The sequence below is a fragment of the Clostridium hydrogeniformans DSM 21757 genome, from assembly GCF_000686705.1.
Lineage (GTDB): Bacteria > Bacillota > Clostridia > Clostridiales > Clostridiaceae > Clostridium_Z > Clostridium_Z hydrogeniformans.
In genome coordinates this window covers 72897-93206 of the sequence record NZ_KK366004.1, presented here as the reverse complement: position 1 = coordinate 93206, position 20310 = coordinate 72897, and the positions used below count along the sequence as shown (strand labels likewise).

The 20310-nt window shown below is 27.4% G+C and carries 17 protein-coding genes; 2 read left to right on the top strand and 15 right to left on the bottom strand.

What is annotated here, in order from left to right:
• Nucleotides 1-107 precede the first annotated feature (107 nt).
• On the top strand, nucleotides 108-1022 hold the full coding sequence (locus BR69_RS0113645; RefSeq protein ID WP_034849929.1) for a DMT family transporter: 915 nt from the start codon (nucleotides 108-110) through the stop codon (nucleotides 1020-1022).
• Between the two features lie 162 nt (nucleotides 1023-1184).
• Here the strand turns inward: BR69_RS0113645 and BR69_RS0113640 are convergent, their stop codons facing one another.
• The 15 genes from BR69_RS0113640 to BR69_RS0113570 all read right to left on the bottom strand — a co-directional run bounded on the left by BR69_RS0113640 (nucleotide 1185) and on the right by BR69_RS0113570 (nucleotide 19433).
• Nucleotides 1185-1886 (bottom strand): PDZ domain-containing protein, encoded by a 702-nt coding sequence (locus BR69_RS0113640; protein ID WP_027633669.1) that lies wholly within the window; start codon nucleotides 1884-1886, stop codon nucleotides 1185-1187.
• Between the two features lie 152 nt (nucleotides 1887-2038).
• Nucleotides 2039-3118 carry a DUF4179 domain-containing protein gene (locus tag BR69_RS0113635; protein ID WP_027633668.1) on the bottom strand — a complete coding sequence of 360 codons (1080 nt, stop codon included), beginning with the start codon at nucleotides 3116-3118 and terminating at the stop codon, nucleotides 2039-2041.
• Complete coding sequence (locus tag BR69_RS0113630) at nucleotides 3108-3656, bottom strand: RNA polymerase sigma factor (RefSeq protein WP_027633667.1); 549 nt, start codon at nucleotides 3654-3656, stop codon at nucleotides 3108-3110. The genes BR69_RS0113635 and BR69_RS0113630 overlap by 11 nt, the downstream gene beginning before the upstream one ends.
• A gap of 132 nt (nucleotides 3657-3788) precedes the next feature.
• Complete coding sequence (locus tag BR69_RS0113625; protein WP_027633666.1) at nucleotides 3789-4298, bottom strand: DUF1062 domain-containing protein; 510 nt, start codon at nucleotides 4296-4298, stop codon at nucleotides 3789-3791.
• Between the two features lie 845 nt (nucleotides 4299-5143).
• On the bottom strand, nucleotides 5144-5773 hold the full coding sequence (locus BR69_RS0113620; protein ID WP_027633665.1) for a GNAT family N-acetyltransferase: 630 nt from the start codon (nucleotides 5771-5773) through the stop codon (nucleotides 5144-5146).
• A 413-nt stretch (nucleotides 5774-6186) separates the two neighbouring features.
• A complete protein-coding gene (locus tag BR69_RS0113615) occupies nucleotides 6187-6414 on the bottom strand; it encodes a DUF4351 domain-containing protein (RefSeq protein WP_027633664.1) in 228 nt (75 codons plus the stop codon).
• A 197-nt stretch (nucleotides 6415-6611) separates the two neighbouring features.
• Nucleotides 6612-7337: an ABC transporter ATP-binding protein gene (locus BR69_RS20575; protein ID WP_034849926.1), complete on the bottom strand. Its 726-nt coding sequence runs from the start codon at nucleotides 7335-7337 to the stop codon at nucleotides 6612-6614.
• Between the two features lie 10 nt (nucleotides 7338-7347).
• Complete coding sequence (locus tag BR69_RS0113605) at nucleotides 7348-9849, bottom strand: ABC transporter permease (protein ID WP_027633663.1); 2502 nt, start codon at nucleotides 9847-9849, stop codon at nucleotides 7348-7350.
• A 173-nt stretch (nucleotides 9850-10022) separates the two neighbouring features.
• Nucleotides 10023-10817, bottom strand: a complete 795-nt coding sequence (locus BR69_RS0113600; RefSeq protein ID WP_027633662.1) for an ABC transporter ATP-binding protein — start codon at nucleotides 10815-10817, stop codon at nucleotides 10023-10025.
• The gene (locus BR69_RS0113595; protein WP_027633661.1) at nucleotides 10810-11685 is read right to left on the bottom strand and encodes an ABC transporter permease; all 876 of its coding nucleotides are present in this window, start codon (nucleotides 11683-11685) and stop codon (nucleotides 10810-10812) included. The genes BR69_RS0113600 and BR69_RS0113595 overlap by 8 nt, the downstream gene beginning before the upstream one ends.
• A 1-nt stretch (nucleotide 11686) precedes the next feature.
• A complete protein-coding gene (locus BR69_RS0113590) occupies nucleotides 11687-12688 on the bottom strand; it encodes an ABC transporter substrate-binding protein (RefSeq protein ID WP_027633660.1) in 1002 nt (333 codons plus the stop codon).
• A gap of 600 nt (nucleotides 12689-13288) precedes the next feature.
• Nucleotides 13289-13591 (bottom strand): hypothetical protein, encoded by a 303-nt coding sequence (locus tag BR69_RS0113585; protein ID WP_027633659.1) that lies wholly within the window; start codon nucleotides 13589-13591, stop codon nucleotides 13289-13291.
• Between the two features lie 18 nt (nucleotides 13592-13609).
• The gene (locus BR69_RS0113580; RefSeq protein ID WP_027633658.1) at nucleotides 13610-15400 is read right to left on the bottom strand and encodes a MutS family DNA mismatch repair protein; all 1791 of its coding nucleotides are present in this window, start codon (nucleotides 15398-15400) and stop codon (nucleotides 13610-13612) included.
• Between the two features lie 131 nt (nucleotides 15401-15531).
• The gene (locus BR69_RS0113575; protein ID WP_027633657.1) at nucleotides 15532-18294 is read right to left on the bottom strand and encodes an ATP-binding protein; all 2763 of its coding nucleotides are present in this window, start codon (nucleotides 18292-18294) and stop codon (nucleotides 15532-15534) included.
• Nucleotides 18291-19433, bottom strand: coding sequence for a metallophosphoesterase family protein (locus BR69_RS0113570; protein ID WP_027633656.1), 1143 nt, complete (start codon nucleotides 19431-19433; stop codon nucleotides 18291-18293). The genes BR69_RS0113575 and BR69_RS0113570 overlap by 4 nt, the downstream gene beginning before the upstream one ends.
• A gap of 265 nt (nucleotides 19434-19698) precedes the next feature.
• On the opposite strand from BR69_RS0113570, the gene BR69_RS0113565 reads away from it, so the two are divergent.
• On the top strand, nucleotides 19699-20307 hold the full coding sequence (locus BR69_RS0113565) for a methyltransferase family protein (protein ID WP_027633655.1): 609 nt from the start codon (nucleotides 19699-19701) through the stop codon (nucleotides 20305-20307).
• Nucleotides 20308-20310: the final 3 nt, after the last annotated feature.

The window sequence follows — 20310 nt, the reverse complement described above, 5'->3', positions numbered from 1 at the left end:
AAGTTAATTAGTATAAGTAAACTTTTGCCCTATTATATCTTATAGTTTTTATTCTTAGTTTTTTTAAATTTCACATACAGAAAAATTATTTTATAAGGAGGAAACATATGAAGAAAAAAGGAATAGGACTAATGGTTATCGCTGCATTATTTTGGTCATTTATGGGTATAGTAAGTAGAAATTTAGATTTATTAAACTTTGACCCATTTACCATAGCATTTTTCAGAACTTCTATAGCTGCCATAGGCTTCTTCTTTTGGATACTAAAAAATAATAGAGAAGCTCTTAAAATTGATTTAAAAGGAATTATAATATGTGCACTATATGGAATATTTACCTTTGCTTTTTCTTTTGTTGGCTTTAACATGGCAGTATCTAGGATTCCAATATCTGTAGCAACAGTACTTATGTTTACTAATCCTATATGGGTAACTTTAATGAATAGGATTTTCTTTAAGGAAAGAGTGAAGCTTCAACAACTTATAACTATAATAATGGCTATTATAGGATGTGGACTTATATCAAAAATAACTAGTGCTTCCCAAGGATCATTAGATTTAATTGGATTATTATATGGAGTCTCTACAGGGGTTTTATTTGCCCTTCAAATAATTGCTCCAAGACTTGTTAATAATAAATATGAAAAAGATACAATGCTTATATATGGATTTATCTTTGGTACTATATTCTTAGCCTTCTTTACAGACTTTAAAGGAGCCTACAATATAATAAGATATCATGAAAATCCACTTGTACCTATAGCATCTATATTAGAGATTGGTGTTTTAAGTACATTTATAGCTAATACTTGTTATGTAAAAGCTACAGAATATATAGATACAAATCTTGCAAGTATTCTTATAGCTCTTGAACCTATTGGCGGAAGTATTCTCGCTTATATAGTTTTTAAAGAAAGCCTAAGCCTTTCTCAAATAGTAGGTATGCTTATAATAGTAATAGCAGTTATGTTTATGCAACTTGATCTTAAAAAGTTTAGAAGAAAATCTAATAATATAGCATAATATAAAAAGGGACAGTAGATAGTTTTGTGTAAAAACAAAACTATCTACTGTCCCTTAGTTATGGATTCTTGGTATAATAATCGGACTAATCCTTCAACATCTCTTAAAAATAAAACCTTATGTAATAGATTTATTTATATCTATCTCATAAGATTTTATCTTCTATAGTGTAATAGGAATTAATAATTCTTGTCCATCCCTATTTATACCTAAGTTCATTATATTCTTATTTCCAAGTATAGTTTTCAATGCATTTATATCATTAGCACTTTTTACTGATACTCCATTAAATTCTACTATAACATCTCCTACTTTTACTCCAGCTTTCTTAGCCACACTGTCACTAGAAATATTAGACACATAAACTCCTTCTTCTAATCTATATCTACCTGCCTTAGAGCTATCTATATCTGTAACTTCAAGACCTATGGTATTGCTCTTCTCCTCTACATAGTCATTATAATAAAAATCTTCCTTTATTTCTTCTCTTAAAAGCCTTTTATCTTCCTGATCTTCATTATTAAAGTTGATACTTGGATATACAGTAGAAGATATAGTTGCCACTACTGGTGATATCTTTTTAACTGCATCTTTAACTTTCTTGTCTTTATTATAATTTTTATCTATTTTTTCGTCTTCATAAGTAATGTTAATATCATTAATATTACTTGGAACATAAGAAAAGTCTTTTAACTCCTTATTTTTATCACTTAATGTAAGAGCCATTGCCCTTGATTCTTTTCCAATCCCTGTTCCTATAACTATACAAACAAGCGCTCCTGATATTATACACACCAGTTTTCTATTCATTTTGCTTTTTTTATTTTTCTCTATATTATTAAAATTATTTAATTCCTCTTTCATAGTAATCCCCCTGTTTAGTTTATAATTAAATTATAAGGTATTACTATGTCATTTTTATGTCAAAACTCTTAAAAAAGCAAGTATTTACATATATTTAACAGTTGTTCATATTCTAAAAGAATGCATTTTCTATCTTTAAATAATATTTTATACTACTCCATATCTATGGTTATTTTATGGACTTTTTCTAATTCTAGCTTTTCTCCTACATATTTTCTTCCCATATCTTTAGTATAAGGAACTATATTTATTTTCTTAGGACATTTTTCAATAGGACTATCTAAGGTATAGGTTGTAACTCTTTTTCCTTCTTGTAACTTAGAATAAATTCCAGACTCCTCCTGAATAACTATCCCTTCTTCATCTGTTACAAGAAGTCCTTTTATATTTTCTTCTCCTCTTTCTCCAATATAATAGTTTTCATCTGCTTCTCCAGTTATATCAATAAAATTCGATATAGGAGTGTATCTAACTTCTTTAATCTGATATTTTATTTCTCCTAGAGTATAACTCTTGTTAACTTTCACTATTTTACTTTGTTTCATAAGCTCATTACTATCAACCGTAAACTTTAAATTCCAATTTCCTTCTACTTCATTTATTCTAGTTATTTTCCACTCTAAATCAAACTTTTCTGGTAACTTTTCTTTAAATCTATGGGATTCAGATATTATAGTAACCTTATTACTTAAGTTATCAGTATTTGCCCATCCTGAATCCAAAGCCATCTCTTTCCCATTAATATAAAAAAGATTATTGTTCCTATTACCTAAAGGAGATATTTCATACTTTTCCTCCTTACTTTTAATATTATTATTTTCTACTGTATAGCCAAGCTTTAAAGATACTCCATCGCTTATAACATCAGTTATTTTTACAGTTATATTTTTGTCTTCAGCCTCTGCCATAATTTTATTGGAATATTCATCAAAGTCTTTACTCATTCTTCTTTCACCATTCATATATTTAAAAACTGTAACTATAGTCTCTTTTGCATAACTTACTATTTCTTTATTATATATTACTCCTGTACCTCCAATAAGACATAAACATATTATAGCTATTTTTATTCCCCTAAAGTTATTTCCTCTTTTATCTTCTCTAATACCTTCATCTAAGTTACCTTTCGAAATGTTGAATAATGCCTCATTAACTTTATCATTAACTATATCCGGCACATTATTATCCTTTAATTCTTCCTTTATTAAATTATCAATTAACTTATCTTCCATATTCTACATCCTCCTTAAGTAATTCATAAAGTTTCTTTCTTGCCCTAGATAACCTTGATTTTACAGTGCCTTCAGGTAGAGATAATTTTTCTGAAATCTTAGAAATTTTCATATCCTCATAGTAATATAGCAATACTAAAATCTTAAGTTCATCTTCTAAACCCCCAATTGCATGAAAGATATAGTCTTTATCTACTTTGTAGTCTTCTATAAAGGAATTTTCCACTACATTTTCTACAACAATTACCCTCTGTCTTTCCCTAAGAATATTGTTACATTCATTTATCATAATTCTAAGTAACCATGGTTTTAAGTTTTTCTTATCCTTTAGTTTATTTATACTTTTATAAGCATTATATATAGCCTGCTGCATTGCATCTGATATATCATTATCATCTCTTAAAATAGTCCTCCCCATTTTATACATTAAACCTTTATTTTCATTAATAATTCTAACAAAGGCTCCTTTATCCCCATTAACTGCCAATGATATATCATCTTCTGATTTAACATCATTTAATTGAATAACCTTCTCCATCTAACCCCTCCTAATGTCATCTCTCATCTATAAGACGTTGTATTGAATATTTTGGTTCTCATCATAATCTACTATAATTATAACCATAAAAATAGACCCACCTTTCGGCAAGTCTATTCTCAATAAGGTACCTTAATTAAAATTCACCTTATGAATATCTATAATAATATTGTTAGTTCCTGTTATTTTTGAACTCTTCTTAAACTTTTTATTATTTAAGAGAATATCTCCACTATCTATTAAGTCTATAATATAATTTCTATTTATCCCCATTATATTATCACTTAAAAGCTTATCTATTCTAATCTTATCTCCTAAAATATTAATCTTTATAATTATCTTAGAAAAAGATTCTTTTTTAACTTCTTTTATATTTATAATAGTTATATTATCTTTCTTTTCTTCTCTTGTAACTCTATCATTAGATACCCCCTCTAATGTCTTAAAAGTTTCAAGCTTTTTATTCCAGGTATGACCATTTATACATTTATATATTGCATAGTGGTATATATTTTTCCCATTTGCATTTTGCCTTCTTATACCTGAATCCTTAAATAAAACCTTTCCGTTACAATTATGACAATATCTTTCCTCTTCTTTAAAGTTTCTTAAATCTATATTCCAGTTTACTCTTAATTCCATTCCTATCTCCCTCTCTATTTATATAAAAAATGAGAGGAATATAGTTTTTATATTTATATTTAGGTAATGTTAAAATCATAAGAATACTCCCCTCTTAATAACTTTTAATCATTACCTTTTTATTAGGCGTAGTCATAAAACATCAACCCTCCTTTTATTATCTTAGGAGTGCTATTATGATTTAGATATTCTATGAAAGCTCTTTTTTAATTTATATAAATCCATCTTAAAATAGGAATTAATACTACTCTTATACCTATATTAAATCTTATATAGGTATGACCATAATAATTTATACTTTAAACTAAACCACAAGCTACAAGTATTTAAATCCCTTCCAAAATTAAGTTCTAACATGGTATATCTATAGGTTAATTATTATACTTAGTATTTTTATATAGAAATATATCTAGTTATTACTAAAAACCTATATAAAAAATAAAAAAGACTACAAGAAAATATCTCTGTAGCCCTACATAATACAAACTTATTGATTAAAACATTACATATACATGAATATATAATATTCCACATATAAATTCAGAGCTTTTAAAGACATATTACTAAATTCTAATAAAAATAAGCACTCCAAATAAGCCTAGGTATTCTAAGCTTTAAAATTTAAATTTTGCTTACTTAAAAATTAGAAATTAGCTGGTGTCATAAAAACTCCTCCTTTTGTAATTTTATGAAATAATTATATTATAAAAAAGACCCTTTGTAAACATTTACTTATTTTCCTATAAGGTCAAATCTACTGATCATATATTTATTATTTACTTTTATATAGTAAAAAACAGTATAAATCTATAACTTAATATTTATACTGCTTCTATCTTTAATTATTATATTTTTCCGTTATATTCCATAGAGTAATGATTTGTTCCATCCTTTAGTGATGTCTTGTTTACTAAGGTAAATCCAAATTTCTCATACATAGAAATATTATCCTCATTATTGGTTTCAAGAACACATACTCTATTCTCTTTCTCTATTACCTCTATTATATGTTCCATAAGCCTTCTGCCATAACCTTTTCCTCTATACTTTTCTCCTACTACTAAAAGCTCCAGATGCATATGATTATCCTCTCTTTTATACCCTGTCACAGCTTCTTCTGCCTCTTTTATTTTCCCCATTATATCCTTATATTCTCTAAAGCTTATATATTTTAACATTCTTATATTCATAAAACAAAAGTTCATAAACCCTAAGAAAGAGAAACCTCTTTTAATGCTTTCACTATTATATATAAGAGCTACCCCCTCATAATTCTCTGAAGTTGCTATTACCTTGGAAATATCATAGAAAGTCCTTACATATGCCATAAAATATATTGGCAATAACTTTTTTCTCTTCTCCTCATCAGGGATTATCATTTTATATAAATCATCATAGAAAAAGCCTTCTGCTAAGACCTTTGAAACTTCTTCTATATTATTTCTATCTACATTTATAACTTTTGAATTAACCATATCAATACTCCTATTACACTCCAATATAATAATGCTATATAAAATTATTATATCTACTAAATTTAAAATTAAATTTATTTAGCCAATAAATTTCCATATCATATTCTCTAATTATTTAATACTAATATTGTAGCATTTCTAAAAACAATAAAATAGGTTAGATAAAAATAAACTTATTTTTATCTAACCTTAATTCTGGGAGGTGCAATCTTATCTTAATTCCTATAAAAATTCTATTATATTATTCAAATTAAAATAAAAAACGCTTAAAAAATATAGTTCCTCAAATAAAAAAGTGAATTAAGTAACCTAAAATTAATCACTTAATCCACAACCAATTATACTATTTTAATTATATGTAAATTACAACATCTTCTTACTATAATTTTCTATTATAATAAGTAAAATATATCTTATGGTAAATACTTCTTAAGATCTTCTAAAGATCCTATAGCTGGTATGTTTTTAAGAAGTTTTTCTAATTGATCCACTCCAAGATCCATTACTTGTGTAACCATATCTTTTGGTAATACTCCAAACTTATCTGTAAGGGCATTAACAACCTGCTCCTTAATACCATCAATACCTTTTTCCTTTAAATTATTTACTATATTTCCTATTCCTGAAAGATCGAAACCCATGTTAAATTCCTCCTCATATTCATTTTAAATATCTACAACAATAATATGTTCTATATATTATTATAAATTTATACTTAATACATCTGATAAATATTATGGCATAATAATATTTATATCATAAATTCACTTATGTTACCACATAAAGTAAAGGTTAATTCAAAAGGATCACTTACTCAATTTAAATCACAAGTTAATTTTTACTCCTTATTTTCTTTTGTAAAAGCCGCTTCATCTTTAATTATTTTTTCATGATTTAATATCTCTCCATCTTTTAAATATATTATATGTGTTCCATAATCTGCTGATTCCTTTGAATGAGTAACATTTACAATGGTTACGCCTTTTTCTTTATTTATTCTTTTAAATAACTTCATAATTTCTGTCCCAGTTTTAGAATCTAAATTTCCAATAGGCTCATCTGCAAGTATCAAATCTGGATTATTTATTAATGCTCTTGCAATAGCAACTCTTTGTTGTTGTCCTCCTGAAAGTTCTCTTGGCAGAGCTTTTCTTTTATGAGATAACTCAATTATATTAAGCATCTCATTTAATTTTTCTTTATACTCCTTAGGTTTACCTCCATCTAAAAGTATAGGAAGCAGTATATTATCCTCTAAGTTTAGATTCTGCACTAAATTATAAAACTGAAATACAAAGCCTAATTCTCTTCTTCTTACCTTGCTTATTTCTCTATCCTTTAGCCTAGATATCTCCTGATTTCTTATATATATATTCCCACCAGTTGGTTTATCAAGTCCACCTAACAGATATAAAAGGGTGCTTTTTCCACATCCTGATGGTCCCATAATGGACACAAACTCTCCCTTATATATATCCAATGAAATATCTTTAAGAACATTAACTTCTTCATTTCCTACACTAAAGCTTTTATATAAATTTTTAACCTCTATTATCTTTTCCATCTGGCTCCCCCTACTCATATTTTATTTCTTCTACTATAGATAATTTTGAAGACTTAACCATAGGGATTAATGAGGCTATTATAACTAGCAGAGCTCCTAATATTCCTAAGGCTACAATAAGCTTTATTGGATAAGAAATGGTTATGTAAGTATCTAATGAATAGGTTATTTCTCCTATAAACTTTGAAATATATACTCCTTCTAATACTCCTAAAAGTCCTCCTATTAATCCAATAGTAATTCCCTCTATTAGGATTAACTTTCCTCTTTGATATTTACTCATACCAACTGAAGCAAGTACGGAGAATTCCCTCTTTCTATATATGAAACTTACCATAAAATTGTTCATCATTCCTAGGGATCCTATTACTAAAGACATAAGAGAAAAACTTTCAAGGGATTTCATAATTCCTCTATTAGCCTCTATATTATTTTTTAAGTCCTCACTTTTTTCACTAATCGATATACCATAATCCTTTAAGTCTTTTTTTAATGTCTTACTTAGATCCTTAATATTCCCTTGTATTTTGAGAGTATTTCCAACCTCTTTATTATAATCTTTTTTAAGATTTTCTAAGGATACTAATGCTCCTTGGGAGTTATCAATAAACTCTGATTCTGCAAACCCAGTAATTTTATAATCCCTGTACTCTTCTCCTATTTTTAGGCTTATACTCTCTCCAATCTCTAATCCTTGCTTTTTAGAGAGTAAATGACTCACTATTATGTTGCTATCTTTATCTAATTCCTCTAAAATCTCTTCTTTATCCTTGTTACTATTGTCATATATATTTACATTAGAATAGAATTCTTTAAATTTTTCTTTTTCTATTCCTTGAAGGGATTTTATTTTAAAATCTTTACCCTTAACATCTATCTCATTTAGATTAAGTTCTTCATAAGTATTTTTTATATACTCTAGCTCCTTAATTTTATCTATAACTTCTCTATTCTTAGGGTTTTTAACCTGAGCATCATAATGTAAATTTGAATACCCACTTACTATAAGTTTATTTACACTAAAAGATGCCACATATATAGCAACAACTGCAGCCAAGGTGCATATAAGAAGGGCACAATTATTTATTAAGACCTTAGATTTACTTATATTTTCAAGGGCTATAACTCCTTCATTTCCAAATATAAATCTATATATTTCTTTAAAAATATAATAAAAAATTCTTATTATATACGAACATAGAAAAATCATTCCTATAAAAATTGAAAAAGCTCCTAATATAGATAAAATAAAGCTCCCTGTCCATCTATATTTTTGTATATAGATATAAGGTAGTATGGTTAATACTAATCCTACTATAAGTTTTCCAAAATTAGTTTTTGAATTTTGACTAAAGGTTCCAAGAATTATATCCTTAAGATAAAGCTTTGATGCGCTTATTATAGGGATAACAGAGCTTATTATACATAAAAATAATGCTAATAAAAAAGCAATTAAAAAATTAAATTTATCTATATTAACTATTGTCTCTACACCATATTGTTTAAATTGATTAGATGAATCTGCTAAATAATAAAGTATTGGAATTCCTAGTGCATTACCTAGTATTCCACCTAATGTTCCATATATAAAGCTTTCAATGAGCATTATTAAATCAGTTGAAAGCTTTGTAGCCCCTATACTTCTAAGAGTTCCTATGACTGCCATTCTTTCAAGTATTATAACCTTATAAGCAGAAAAAATTATAAAACCAGCCATTAAAAATACCACTATTAGCATTATATAAAAAGGTAGTGTAAACTGGCTTACCATATTATCTAAACTTTCTTTACTTATAGTTTCTAATATTTCATATTCCTTAAGGTCTTCTTTTAATTCTTTTATAACCTCATTAACATTCTTATCCTTAGCATCAATTAAGGTTGATGTTATAATACTAGGTCTATCTAAAGCTTTACTAAGTCCATGGTTATCCATAACTAAAGTAGCTTCCCCTGGATCCTCTGATAGAAACCCCTTATTTATAGCAATTGCACCAACCTCTAAGAATATTTGTTTTTTCTCTGTAGTTACAGTTAATTTATCTCCTAACTTTAAATTATTTTTCTCACTAAACTTCTTTGATACTACAACCTTGTTATCTTGTATATCCTTCAAATTAAATCCCTTACTTTCATTACTTAAAATAATAGGATTTATATAATTTAAGTCCTCTAAATCTGTTGCCTTAATATTTATTTTTACTATATCATCTTTATTCTCATAAGTTCCTTCCCCATCAAAAATTAGTGCTCTCTTATAGTTATTAGTAGCTTCATTAACTTTATCCCTATCTAAAATAGAATTCATCCCCTTATTATTTCCAAGGATTATTATATTTGCTTCTCCTATTTTGGACTTCATTCTCTCTTTAACCATTTCTGAATAAGAGGATGAAACCCCTAGGGAGGCAAAACACATAGCTGTAGCAACTGCCACAGTAATTACTATAAGAAAAACTCTTAGCTTTTTTTCAATTATATTATTAAGTAAAAATCTAAACAAAATTCTCATACTTAAAACTCCTAAGTTTTATAATAATTTTATAAAAAAATTATATCATATTAATACTTACATAAGCTTTATTAACTCTTATATTTTAACATGATAAAATTAAAGTTCATTAAAACTTATAGGCAGTTCTAGATACCCTAAAGTTTTAATGAACTCTAAAATTATTATTATTATTATGCAAACATTACCCTATCAGATAAATCCTCTTTAAATGTGATTTTATTAAACTCTTCTACAAGGGCATTTTTTGTTAATACCTTCTTATCTCTCTCTCCTATATCAAGGATTTTCTCTCCTCTATGCATCATAAGAAGCCTATTTCCAAATACTATAGCATGATTTAAATTATGAGTTATCATAACAGTTGTAATTTTCTTTTCTTTAACTATTTTATCCGTAAGCTCTATAATATTTTCTGAAGTTTTAGGATCTAAAGCTGCTGTATGCTCATCTAAAAGTAGAACCTGTGGAGTTTTTAATGTAGCCATAAGCAAAGAAAGTGCTTGTCTTTGCCCTCCTGATAACATACCTACTTTTGTATTAATCTTATCCTCAAGTCCTAAATTTAATATGGAAAGCTGATCCTTAAACTCTTCTAATTTCTTTTTATTAACTCCTAGAGAAAATCCAAAGCTTTTCCCTTTATTATCTGCTAGAGATAAGTTCTCCAAAATAGTCATAGATGGAGATGTTCCCTTTGTTGGATCTTGGAATACCCTAGCTATAAACTTTGATCGTTTATGCTCCTTTAATCTAGTTATATCCTTTCCTTCTAAAATTATATTTCCAGAGTCTACATCTAAAGATCCTGAGATTATATTTAAAAGTGTTGATTTTCCCGCTCCATTACTTCCTACAATAGTTATAAAATCACCTTTATTTATTTCTAAACTAAAATTATTAAAAATCGTTACTTCATTTAAGGTTTCCTTGTTAAAATTTTTATTTATAGATTTTATATTAAGCATTTAAACTCCCCCTTTTCCTTAAAGAAACTTTTACTTTATTCAATAAAGAATTATTATTCATAACTATAGCTATGACAACTATGAGGGATGTTATAAGCTTTAAATCTGTAGGTGGAAATCCTAAACTTAAGGCAATTCCTACACTTAGCTTATATAAAATTGCACCAATTATAACCACTGTAGTGCTTTTTAATAATTTTTCTCTTTTAAATATAGATTGTCCAAGTATTATTGAAGCTAATGCTATAACTATAAATCCATTTCCCATAGATATATCTGAAAATCTTTGGTATTGTGCCATTACCGCCCCACTTAGGGCTACAAGTCCATTAGATATCATAAGACCAAATATTTTTATTGTCCCCTTATTTACTCCAAGAGAAGTAACTAGGGTATCATTATCTCCAGTGGCCTTTAATATAAAGCCAAATTTAGTCTTAAATAATATATCCATAAATATCTTTAAAGCTAAAATTATTAGAGCTAAAATTACTACCATTTCTATATTAATTGAAAAGATATTTTTTTTATTAAATATTGGTAAGTTAGCCTTACCCATTACTCTTAAGTTTACTGAGTATAGTCCTATCATAACTAAAATTCCTGATAAAAGATTAGTTATTTTAAATTTAACATGAAGTATTCCAGTGACTAACCCTCCAAGTGCTCCTCCTATAAAGGCAATAACTAAAGATAGTGCTGGATTTACATCCTTTAAAATTAAAGAAACAGTAATTGCTGCTCCTAAACTAAAGGTTCCATCTACAGATAGATCTGGAAAATCCAATATACTATAGGTTATATATACCCCTAAAGCTCCTATGGCAAAAATAAGCCCCTGTTCTAAAACTCCCATAAAGAAGGTCATATTATTTCCCCCCCTTTATAAGTTTTGCTTTTTTCATTATATCCTCTGGTATATTTATTGAGAGCTTATTTAAGGTATCCTCATTTATAACAAGCTCTGTATCCTCTGAGTTTTTTATTGCCATATCTTTTATATCTTTTCCTTCTATGACTTCTACCGCCATAAGTCCTGCCTCAAACCCAAGTTTTTTGTAGTTAACTCCTTCTGTAATTAGAGCTCCTCCTTTAACATGAGCTTCTTCTGCTCCTATCACTGGAACCTTTTTCTCTAATGCTTTTGAAGCTATTAATGGCATAGATGAAGCTACCATATTATCTGCTGGAGTGTATAGTAAATCTACCTTGTCTAAAATTGTATCTAAACCTTGACTTATATCATTTACGCTATTTATTCCTCTTGTAATAACTTCTATATCCATGCCTTTAGCTAATTCTTTTAAATTATCTATTTGAACTTCAGAGTTTACTTCACTAGTATTGTATAAAACTCCTATGGTTTTTACATCTTTAAATATCTTTTTTACAAGCTCTAGTTGCTTGTCTATAGGCACTGCATCACTAGTACCTGCAACATTTGTTCCTGATTTATCCTTAGATTTCACAAGACCTGATTTAACTGCATCTGTTACAGCTGTAGTGATAATTGGAATATCCTTTGTTGCATTAAAAACAGCTTGGGCCGCTGGGGTTGCAATAGCAAATACTAAATCCTTATTATTTGATACAAAACCTTGGGCTATCATCTGAGAAGTGGCAATATCCCCTTCTGCATTTTGTACCTCTAAATTAAGATTATCACCCTCTTTAAATCCCTTAGAATTTAAAGCTTCTATGAAGCCTTCCCTAGCTAAATCCAAAGCAGGATGAGATGCTATTTGTGTTATCCCAATATTCACCTTCTTATCATTACCTAAGGCTTTATTGCCTCCCTTTGTACATGCTGAAAATAAAGACATGCTCACTAGAATTGAACTTACTAATAAAATTGATTTTTTCCCTACCATACTACCGTCCTCCTAATATTTATTTTTATTTTATATATGGTATATTAAAACAAGGTTTTAACCTTGTTTCTTTTCTATTAATTAAAACCTGGTATTTAGTATTAGAACTCACTATTATAATTTTTCATCTTATTAAAAGTTTAAGAAGGTGTATATTTAGATTAAAACACAAAAGCCCTCCCCATTAGTTATATGGAGAGGGCTATTTTAAACGTAATTAAACGCAAAATACCTATCTACTTAAATCATATCTCCTACTTAACTACTGTACTACTATTTTTTATAATTTTAACTTTACTATAGATTTTTATCCTATATCTATAGTAAAAATTTCCTTATAAAATTTTTTTTAATATTATAACTTAATATATTACTAACTTATAATATTGTTACAAAAATCTAAATTTAAAACTACTGTACTGCTGTTCTACTCTACTATACTTCTAAGCTAATGCACCACTAGCTTCCTTCTACTACTTAATCATATTATTTTAAAAACTACTATACTTCTTAATATGATTATATAAACTACTGTGATTTCTAATAAGTGAATTATACCTAGGGTTTTTATTTCTGTCAACTATAATTACCATAGTAATATTATAATTTATTTTCATCATGGCATAATATATATATTATCTTATCATATTGCATCGCTAAGGAAAGTATAAGAAGAGATATAGATATTATAATATTTTTCCAAAAAAATAAATTTATGAAGGATACTATAAGACATAGAATTTCTATAAATAAAACATATATTAAAGCTATGTTCTTATTATTTTTCTCTTCCCCTTCTTCTTCCCTCCTAAGGCAATTAACTTTTATAACTATTCTTACAATAGCAAAAATGCATAAAAGAATAGTTATGACAGTTATATATTTACTAACTATACTACCCAAGACGTTTACCTCCAGTTTTTACTCTATCTCAATCCCTGCCATTTTCATTAAATACAGGGCATTTTGAGTTTGAGATACTCCACTTCTTAGTTTATAATCAAACTTTATCTCGTTATTCTCAAAGTATTCTCTAAAATTATAATTTTTAATCCTTGGATTTATATTTTCCATAGCTGAAAGTTCAAGATCATGGGTGGAAACAAGTCCTAGAGTTTTCTCTTTTATAAGCTGACTTATAAGAATTTCTGCTCCCTTATGTCTATCCTTTGAGTTAGTTCCTTTGAATATCTCATCTAAAAGGAAAAACACTTCTTCTCCCCTTTTACAAGCTTCCACTACCCTTTTTACCTTTAATATTTCTGCATAAAAAGAAGATATGCTCTTTTCTAAATTATCTCCTGTTCTCATACAGGTGTATATATTCATCTTACTACAAATAAAATTGTCTGAACGTACTGGTGCTCCTGAATAAGCTAAAACTAAATTTATACCTATTGTCCTTAAATAGGTACTTTTTCCTGACATATTTGATCCTGTTATAAGCCAAAGAGCACTTTTATTATTTAAATTTATATAATTTTCTACTGCCTTTTCCCCTATTAAAGGATGAGCTATATTTTCACCCCTTAGTGTTCTCTCCTCAGTAAAACTTGCCATAGAATATCCTTGTAAGTCACTTATTAAAGAGGTGTAACAACTAAGCTCCTCAAAATGTCCTATTATTCCCAATGCCTTTTCTAGATTTTTACCATATTCCTTTTTTATATTATTTAGTTTAATGTAATAATGATAATCTAAAAGTAAAAAAGCATTTAAAACTAAATAAACAGCATTTTGTCTATTCTTTAAGGATTCAGATACATTATAAAGTTCATTCATTCCTTCATACATAGACTTATTATTAGATTTTAGTCCTTCCTTATACTCTTTTAAAATTTCACTTTTATAGTTTCTTCTTTCTATAAGCTTTATTATTTCTTTATAAGCATAAAGACTTTTGTTTTGCTCTCCAATTATGGAAAAAATCTCTTGTCTTTTTTTCTTATTTATTTGAAGTATTAAAAGTTGTAAAATAAGAAGAAGCTCAGGAACAAAGTAAGGTATTTTTTTTAGTCCAAAACCTAATATAAAGCTTATAATTGTAACTCCACTTATAAATGCTAAAACTATGGTACTACCCTTAATTAATTCTTCTGAAGGACTATTCCCAAAGTCAATTAAGTCTTTATAATGCTTTAATCTCTCCTCATATACTCTTGCCTTTCCATGGAGTCTTTCCCTAAACATATTAGCTTTAGAAAGTTCTAAAATACCTTTTTGTTTTTTTAATAATTCATCTTTACTAAGATTTCCTTCCCCTTTAAGGGACTTTCCTAAACATTCTCTCCCCTTAGGAGTCATAGCCATAGATAGAAATTGATAAAGGGATCCTTTTCCAAAGATATCAAGGTCATCTAAATAAGGATGTTCCTCCTCCTTAAATTCTTCTCCTAAATCTTTAAACTCTATATATTTACCCTCTATTCTCTTAAAATTTATATCACTAATATCCCTTAAGGCTTCTACTTCTTTTTTCTTATTAAAATACTTGCTATGAAAGTGTACCAATATTAAAAATACCAATAAGGATGCAATTAATGAAAATATAAATAGGCTTCCTTGCCTTTTTAAAAATAATACTATAGCACTTATAGCAGCTACTATAAAAACTACCAATCTTCCATAGCTAAAAATATTTATAGTTTTATCTAAGCTTTCTATAAGCTTATTATAAGAGGCTATTCTTTTTCTATAACTCTCACTCTTCATTTTATCCTCCAATATAAGTTTTAAATTTACATAAAATATATATTATATATTTTATCACATACCTTCAAAAGACTTAACCATTTTATGTCTTTTTTCCTTTTTAACCATTTAATGTAACCAAAACTTTAACTTTAAATATCTATTATTTTAGCTTCTCCAATCTCTTTAATTAATTCTATTTCTCTTTTCTGACAAGTAAATAATATTATTTGCTTATAGGAAGAGTATTCATATAAAACCTTAAGAGTGTTTTTAAGTCTTAAATCATCATACTGAATAAAAGCCTCATCTAAAATAATAGGAACCATCTCCTCTCTACTAAATAACATATCTACTAAAGCAAGTCTTAAAGAAAAATATAGTTGATCCTCTGTTCCACTGCTTAAGGAATCTTTACTTACCAGAGTACTTAATTCCTTATCTCTAGTTATCATTGAATAGTCTTCCCCTACCTTTACCTCATTATAAGAACCTAGGGTTACACTATTAAATATATTTGATACCTTAGAATTAAGTATGGGCCCAAAGGTCTTTTGAACTTCCTTAAAAGATTCTTTTAAGTTTTCAAGGGCTAAATCAAGGACTTCTAAAAATTCTTCTCCCTTTCCTATTTCTTCTTTTACAAACTCTATATCCTGCATTATCTTCCACGTGTCTCTTTTATTTAGAAATCTATTATTTATACTATTTTCAACGTCCTTTAATTCCTTCTCTATATTGAGAAGTTCTAAGTTCTTCCTCTTATAGGTGTCTTCAAGTTCTTCCTCATTATTAAAATCAAAACTCATTGCTTCCTCTTCTGCTATATCTTCTATTTCATTTTTAATCCCCTCAATGTCCCTATCTTTTAATAATAGTTTATAACTAGATTCTACCTGATTTAACTCTATCTCTAAGGACCTTTTCATTTTTAACTTTTCACTAAGATCTTTAATTTCTTCCTCTATATTCTCCAAAGGAATGTGAGCTTTATTTAGGGATTCAAGCTTTAATTGTAAACTCTCACTTTTTTTATTGAAGGTTTCTTTTAGGGAGTTTAAGTAAGAATTTTTCTCCTTAATTTCCTTGTCTACTTCCTCATAATTCTTATAGAAAAAATTAAACTTTTCATAGCTTTTAAAGAATTCTTCTTCACTAGCACAAGATGTATGATTTAAGATAAACTCTAAAAATTTATTATTTTTATTTATTTCCTCTTGCACATCATAATCATTAAGAAGTATTAACTTATCCTGAAGTATTTCCTTTAGCCTAGATTTTTTCACTAAAAAATCATCATATTTTTTAAGGAGTATATATATTTCTCTATATTCCTTTACTGAAAGCCTATTAGAAATATCCTTTAACTCCTCTTCTATTTCTTTAATGTCTTCATTTATTATATGTAATCTCTCCTGCTTTTTCTTCTCCTCTATAAGCCTTCCTTCATAAATACTTAAGGAATTCTTCTCTTTTAGGAAGTACCCTAGTAGTATAAGGCCTACTAAAAGTATTATTACTCCAACAGGTTTTGAAAATAATATTAAAGATAAAACCCCTCCAAAAATTAAGCTAACACTTAATGCTACAATAATAGTTCTACTTTTTATTTCTTCTTTTATAAGGGCTTCTTTCTTTAAAAGTTCGTAATCTATAGGATTATTATTTAGAAAGAATTTTAGTTCCTTTAGCTTTTCTTCGTACTCACTAAAGGTTTCCTCTATTCTGTTTCTTAATGGTTCTATTTCTTTTATTTCCTCTATAGTTTTATTTATCTTTTCTATATTATTTTCTATATTTATAACGTCCTCTTCAATTTCCTTATATTTATTATACCTATCCTTAAGATGACTTCTTTCTTCTAAAAGTTTTAGTACCTTTTTATAGGCATCCTCCTCTAAGGATGAAAAGCCTGGAAATCCTTCTAATTCCTCTTTATATTCTTCTTTTCTTAAATTAAGATCTTGAATTTCATCATCATATTCCTTTATTATAGGACTTAGTTCCTTCATAGCATAGTATTCTTTCCATAAGTCATCCATAAACTCTTCAGTTAACAGATTATCCTCTCCATGAATCCCTTCATTAAACCTTTCTTTAAGACTTTTAAGCTCCTTAGTCTTTCTAAGATATTTTATTATTTCCTTATACTCACTATTTAGCTTTATTTTTTTCATATGCTTTCTATAAAGTTCTAAAGCTTTTATATCCTTTAATATAAGACTTTTGCCTTCCTTAAGAGAATTTAATTTTAAACTATCATTAAGATTTGCCTCTGTTAATAAAATAGCTTCTTTATATTCATCATTTAGACTCTCAATGTTTTCATAAAGTTCCCTAAGTTTTCCGCCTTTTCTTTGAGTTGACCAAAGCTTCTTATAATCTTCTAAAATACCTATTGCTTTGTCATAGGATACATCATCATGACTTAAAGTTTCAAGACTAGATAATTTATGCATTATCTCTTCTTCCTTTTCCTTAGTTATCTCACTTCCAAGTTGCTTTATAAATAGGGTTTTTATAAAACCTCCAATTGATAGTCCAATTAAGTTTTTTCCTGGCTGAATTTTATCTATTTGAATCTTTTCTCCTGTTATGCTATTGATAATATCTGTTGTGTCTTCTCTTTTAGTAGTTCCGAAGGTTCTTTTTATTATAATCTCTTCATCCTGGTGAATTATAGCCATCTCACCATAAGGCTTTTCCCCTGTCCATGGATAGAATCTTTTTCTATCATTGTCCTTTAGATTTTTCTTATTTAAAGTCATACCATAGAGAATAACTCTTATAAACCCTTGAATAGTACTTTTTCCTTTTTCATTTTCTCCATAAATTATATTAAATCCAGGATCTAAATCTATTTTTTTATTTTTTATTTTTCCAAAAGCACCTATATTAAGGCTTTTTATTCTCATTGAATTGTAACCTCTCTTTCAGTTAAGCTTTGGATTCCAATTTTCAATGCCTCATAAAGCTTATGTTTTTTTACTTTATCCTCTTCCTTATCTATTAAATCTAACATTCTTCTTGCATATATTCCTTTTATAGAAATTTCCTTAGATAGACTCTCATAATCTATAGATAAGATAGTTTTATCCTGAACTTTTACATAATAAAATTTAGAACTTAGCTTCTCTTCTAGTAAGTCCTTATTTATAATAAAGTCATCCTTTATCTCTCCCTTTAATATAATTCTGTAAAGATTTTTAAGACTATCTTCCTTACTTATTTCCTTAAGAATAAGACTTTCTATAGCTTCATAATCCTTTACTCCTTCTATATTAATCTCTAAAATCTCATACCTTCTTTTGCATATATCTATAAAATTAAGATCTACATAATCCTTATACACATACCCAATTATAATTCCCTTATCCCCTGTCTCATGAAATCCACGCCCTTCAGGATTTCCACTATAGGCATAATAAGTGCTTTTTTCCCTTTGTATTTCTGAAAAACTATGTCTATGTCCAAGAGCTATGTAATTTAAATAACTATTTCCTATTTCCTTAAGAGTTATAGGATTATAATTATTACTCTCCTCTCCTTTAGCTATCTCTCCATGAATTACCATTAGATTTATTTCCTTAGAATTCTTTAAATCATATTTATTATTAAACTCCTTAAGTAAGGATTCTTTTATATGATTTTCTTTAAATCCTATGCCAAAAATATTAACATTTAGCTCTTTAAGATATATTTTTTCTATTTCTTCTTTGAATATATGTACATTTGAAGGCCAATTAATTAAAGAATATAAAGATTTTTCATTATAAGGATCATGGTTTCCTGGAGATATAAATATTTTAAGAGGTTTTACCTCCTCTAATTTTCTCTGAATAAAATTTAACGTTGTTTTTGTAAGAGTCATATTATCAAAAAAATCCCCAGCAATTAATACTAAATCTACCTTTTCTTCAAGGGCTTTATTTAGTATATTACTAAAGGTTTCTCTTAAGTCTTCTTTTCTTTTTTCACTAAAATCGCTATCCCCTTCTCTAAATGGAGTATCAAAATGTAAGTCTCCACAATGAAGGATTTTAACTCCTCTCAAATCATCACCCCCGAACCTAAGTTCTCTTTTTATATTTTATCATAGGATTTTAAGTATTTCCACAGATTATATTTTAATATATAAATATTTATCTATTATTAAGACTAAATAAACTTACATATTAACGGCTTTTATCATTAAAAACCAGGTATATGAAATTCAATAGTTTCATATCTTTACATATATAACCAAATATGATAGAATACAAATACACATGAGCAATTGTTCATATATTCATATGTATTTGTATTAAGGGGGTATCTATATGTCTACTATCAATAAAATATCTTTATTTCTTTTTATAGTTTTTATATTATCTTACACTTTAAAATTAATAATACTATATAAATCCTATGGAATTAAAGCTAACGTATTAGGAAATAGAGGTAAGGATGCAAATATTTTTTTAGCTGAATTTTCATTAAAAATTTCTACTTTTCTTTGGGGAGCCTTATGGTTTATTCAATCTTTAAATCTTAATATTAATAATAATTTTTTTAAATTTGTCTATATAAATTTAAATATAAGATATTTAGGGATAGGTTTAAATTTTATAGGATTATTAATATTTATTATAGCTATGGTGAATATGGGACTATCTTGGAGAGTTGGCATCGATAAAAAGTCTGAATCTAAATTAGTAACTAAAGGAATATATAACTTCTCTAGGAATCCTGCTTTTGTAGGCTTTGATTTAATGTTCTTAGGATTATTTTTAACTTTTCCTAATATTATAACTTTAGTTATAATCCTTATTAATATAATATTTATTCATAGACTTATACTACAAGAAGAAAAACATCTAATATCTATATTTGGTGATGACTATTATACCTATACAAACAAAACCCCTAGATATATAATTTTTAAGTAAATT

Excerpts from the sequence above, each read along its gene's own strand:
- BR69_RS0113625 (WP_027633666.1), bottom strand. The coding sequence starts at position 4,298 with ATGGAATTAAGAGTAAACTGGAATATAGATTTAAGAAACTTTAAAGAA.
- BR69_RS20575 (WP_034849926.1), bottom strand. The coding sequence starts at position 7,337 with ATGGAAAAGATAATAGAGGTTAAAAATTTATATAAAAGCTTTAGTGTA.
- BR69_RS0113605 (WP_027633663.1), bottom strand. The coding sequence starts at position 9,849 with ATGAGAATTTTGTTTAGATTTTTACTTAATAATATAATTGAAAAAAAG.
- BR69_RS0113600 (WP_027633662.1), bottom strand. The coding sequence starts at position 10,817 with ATGCTTAATATAAAATCTATAAATAAAAATTTTAACAAGGAAACCTTA.
- BR69_RS0113595 (WP_027633661.1), bottom strand. The coding sequence starts at position 11,685 with ATGACCTTCTTTATGGGAGTTTTAGAACAGGGGCTTATTTTTGCCATA.
- BR69_RS0113630 (WP_027633667.1), bottom strand. The coding sequence starts at position 3,656 with ATGGAGAAGGTTATTCAATTAAATGATGTTAAATCAGAAGATGATATA.
- BR69_RS0113645 (WP_034849929.1), top strand. The coding sequence starts at position 108 with ATGAAGAAAAAAGGAATAGGACTAATGGTTATCGCTGCATTATTTTGG.
- BR69_RS0113575 (WP_027633657.1), bottom strand. The coding sequence starts at position 18,294 with ATGAGAATAAAAAGCCTTAATATAGGTGCTTTTGGAAAAATAAAAAAT.
- BR69_RS0113615 (WP_027633664.1), bottom strand. The coding sequence starts at position 6,414 with ATGGGTTTCGATCTTTCAGGAATAGGAAATATAGTAAATAATTTAAAG.
- BR69_RS0113640 (WP_027633669.1), bottom strand. The coding sequence starts at position 1,886 with ATGAAAGAGGAATTAAATAATTTTAATAATATAGAGAAAAATAAAAAA.
- BR69_RS0113565 (WP_027633655.1), top strand. The coding sequence starts at position 19,699 with ATGTCTACTATCAATAAAATATCTTTATTTCTTTTTATAGTTTTTATA.
- BR69_RS0113620 (WP_027633665.1), bottom strand. The coding sequence starts at position 5,773 with ATGGTTAATTCAAAAGTTATAAATGTAGATAGAAATAATATAGAAGAA.
- BR69_RS0113590 (WP_027633660.1), bottom strand. The coding sequence starts at position 12,688 with ATGGTAGGGAAAAAATCAATTTTATTAGTAAGTTCAATTCTAGTGAGC.
- BR69_RS0113580 (WP_027633658.1), bottom strand. The coding sequence starts at position 15,400 with ATGAAGAGTGAGAGTTATAGAAAAAGAATAGCCTCTTATAATAAGCTT.
- BR69_RS0113635 (WP_027633668.1), bottom strand. The coding sequence starts at position 3,118 with ATGGAAGATAAGTTAATTGATAATTTAATAAAGGAAGAATTAAAGGAT.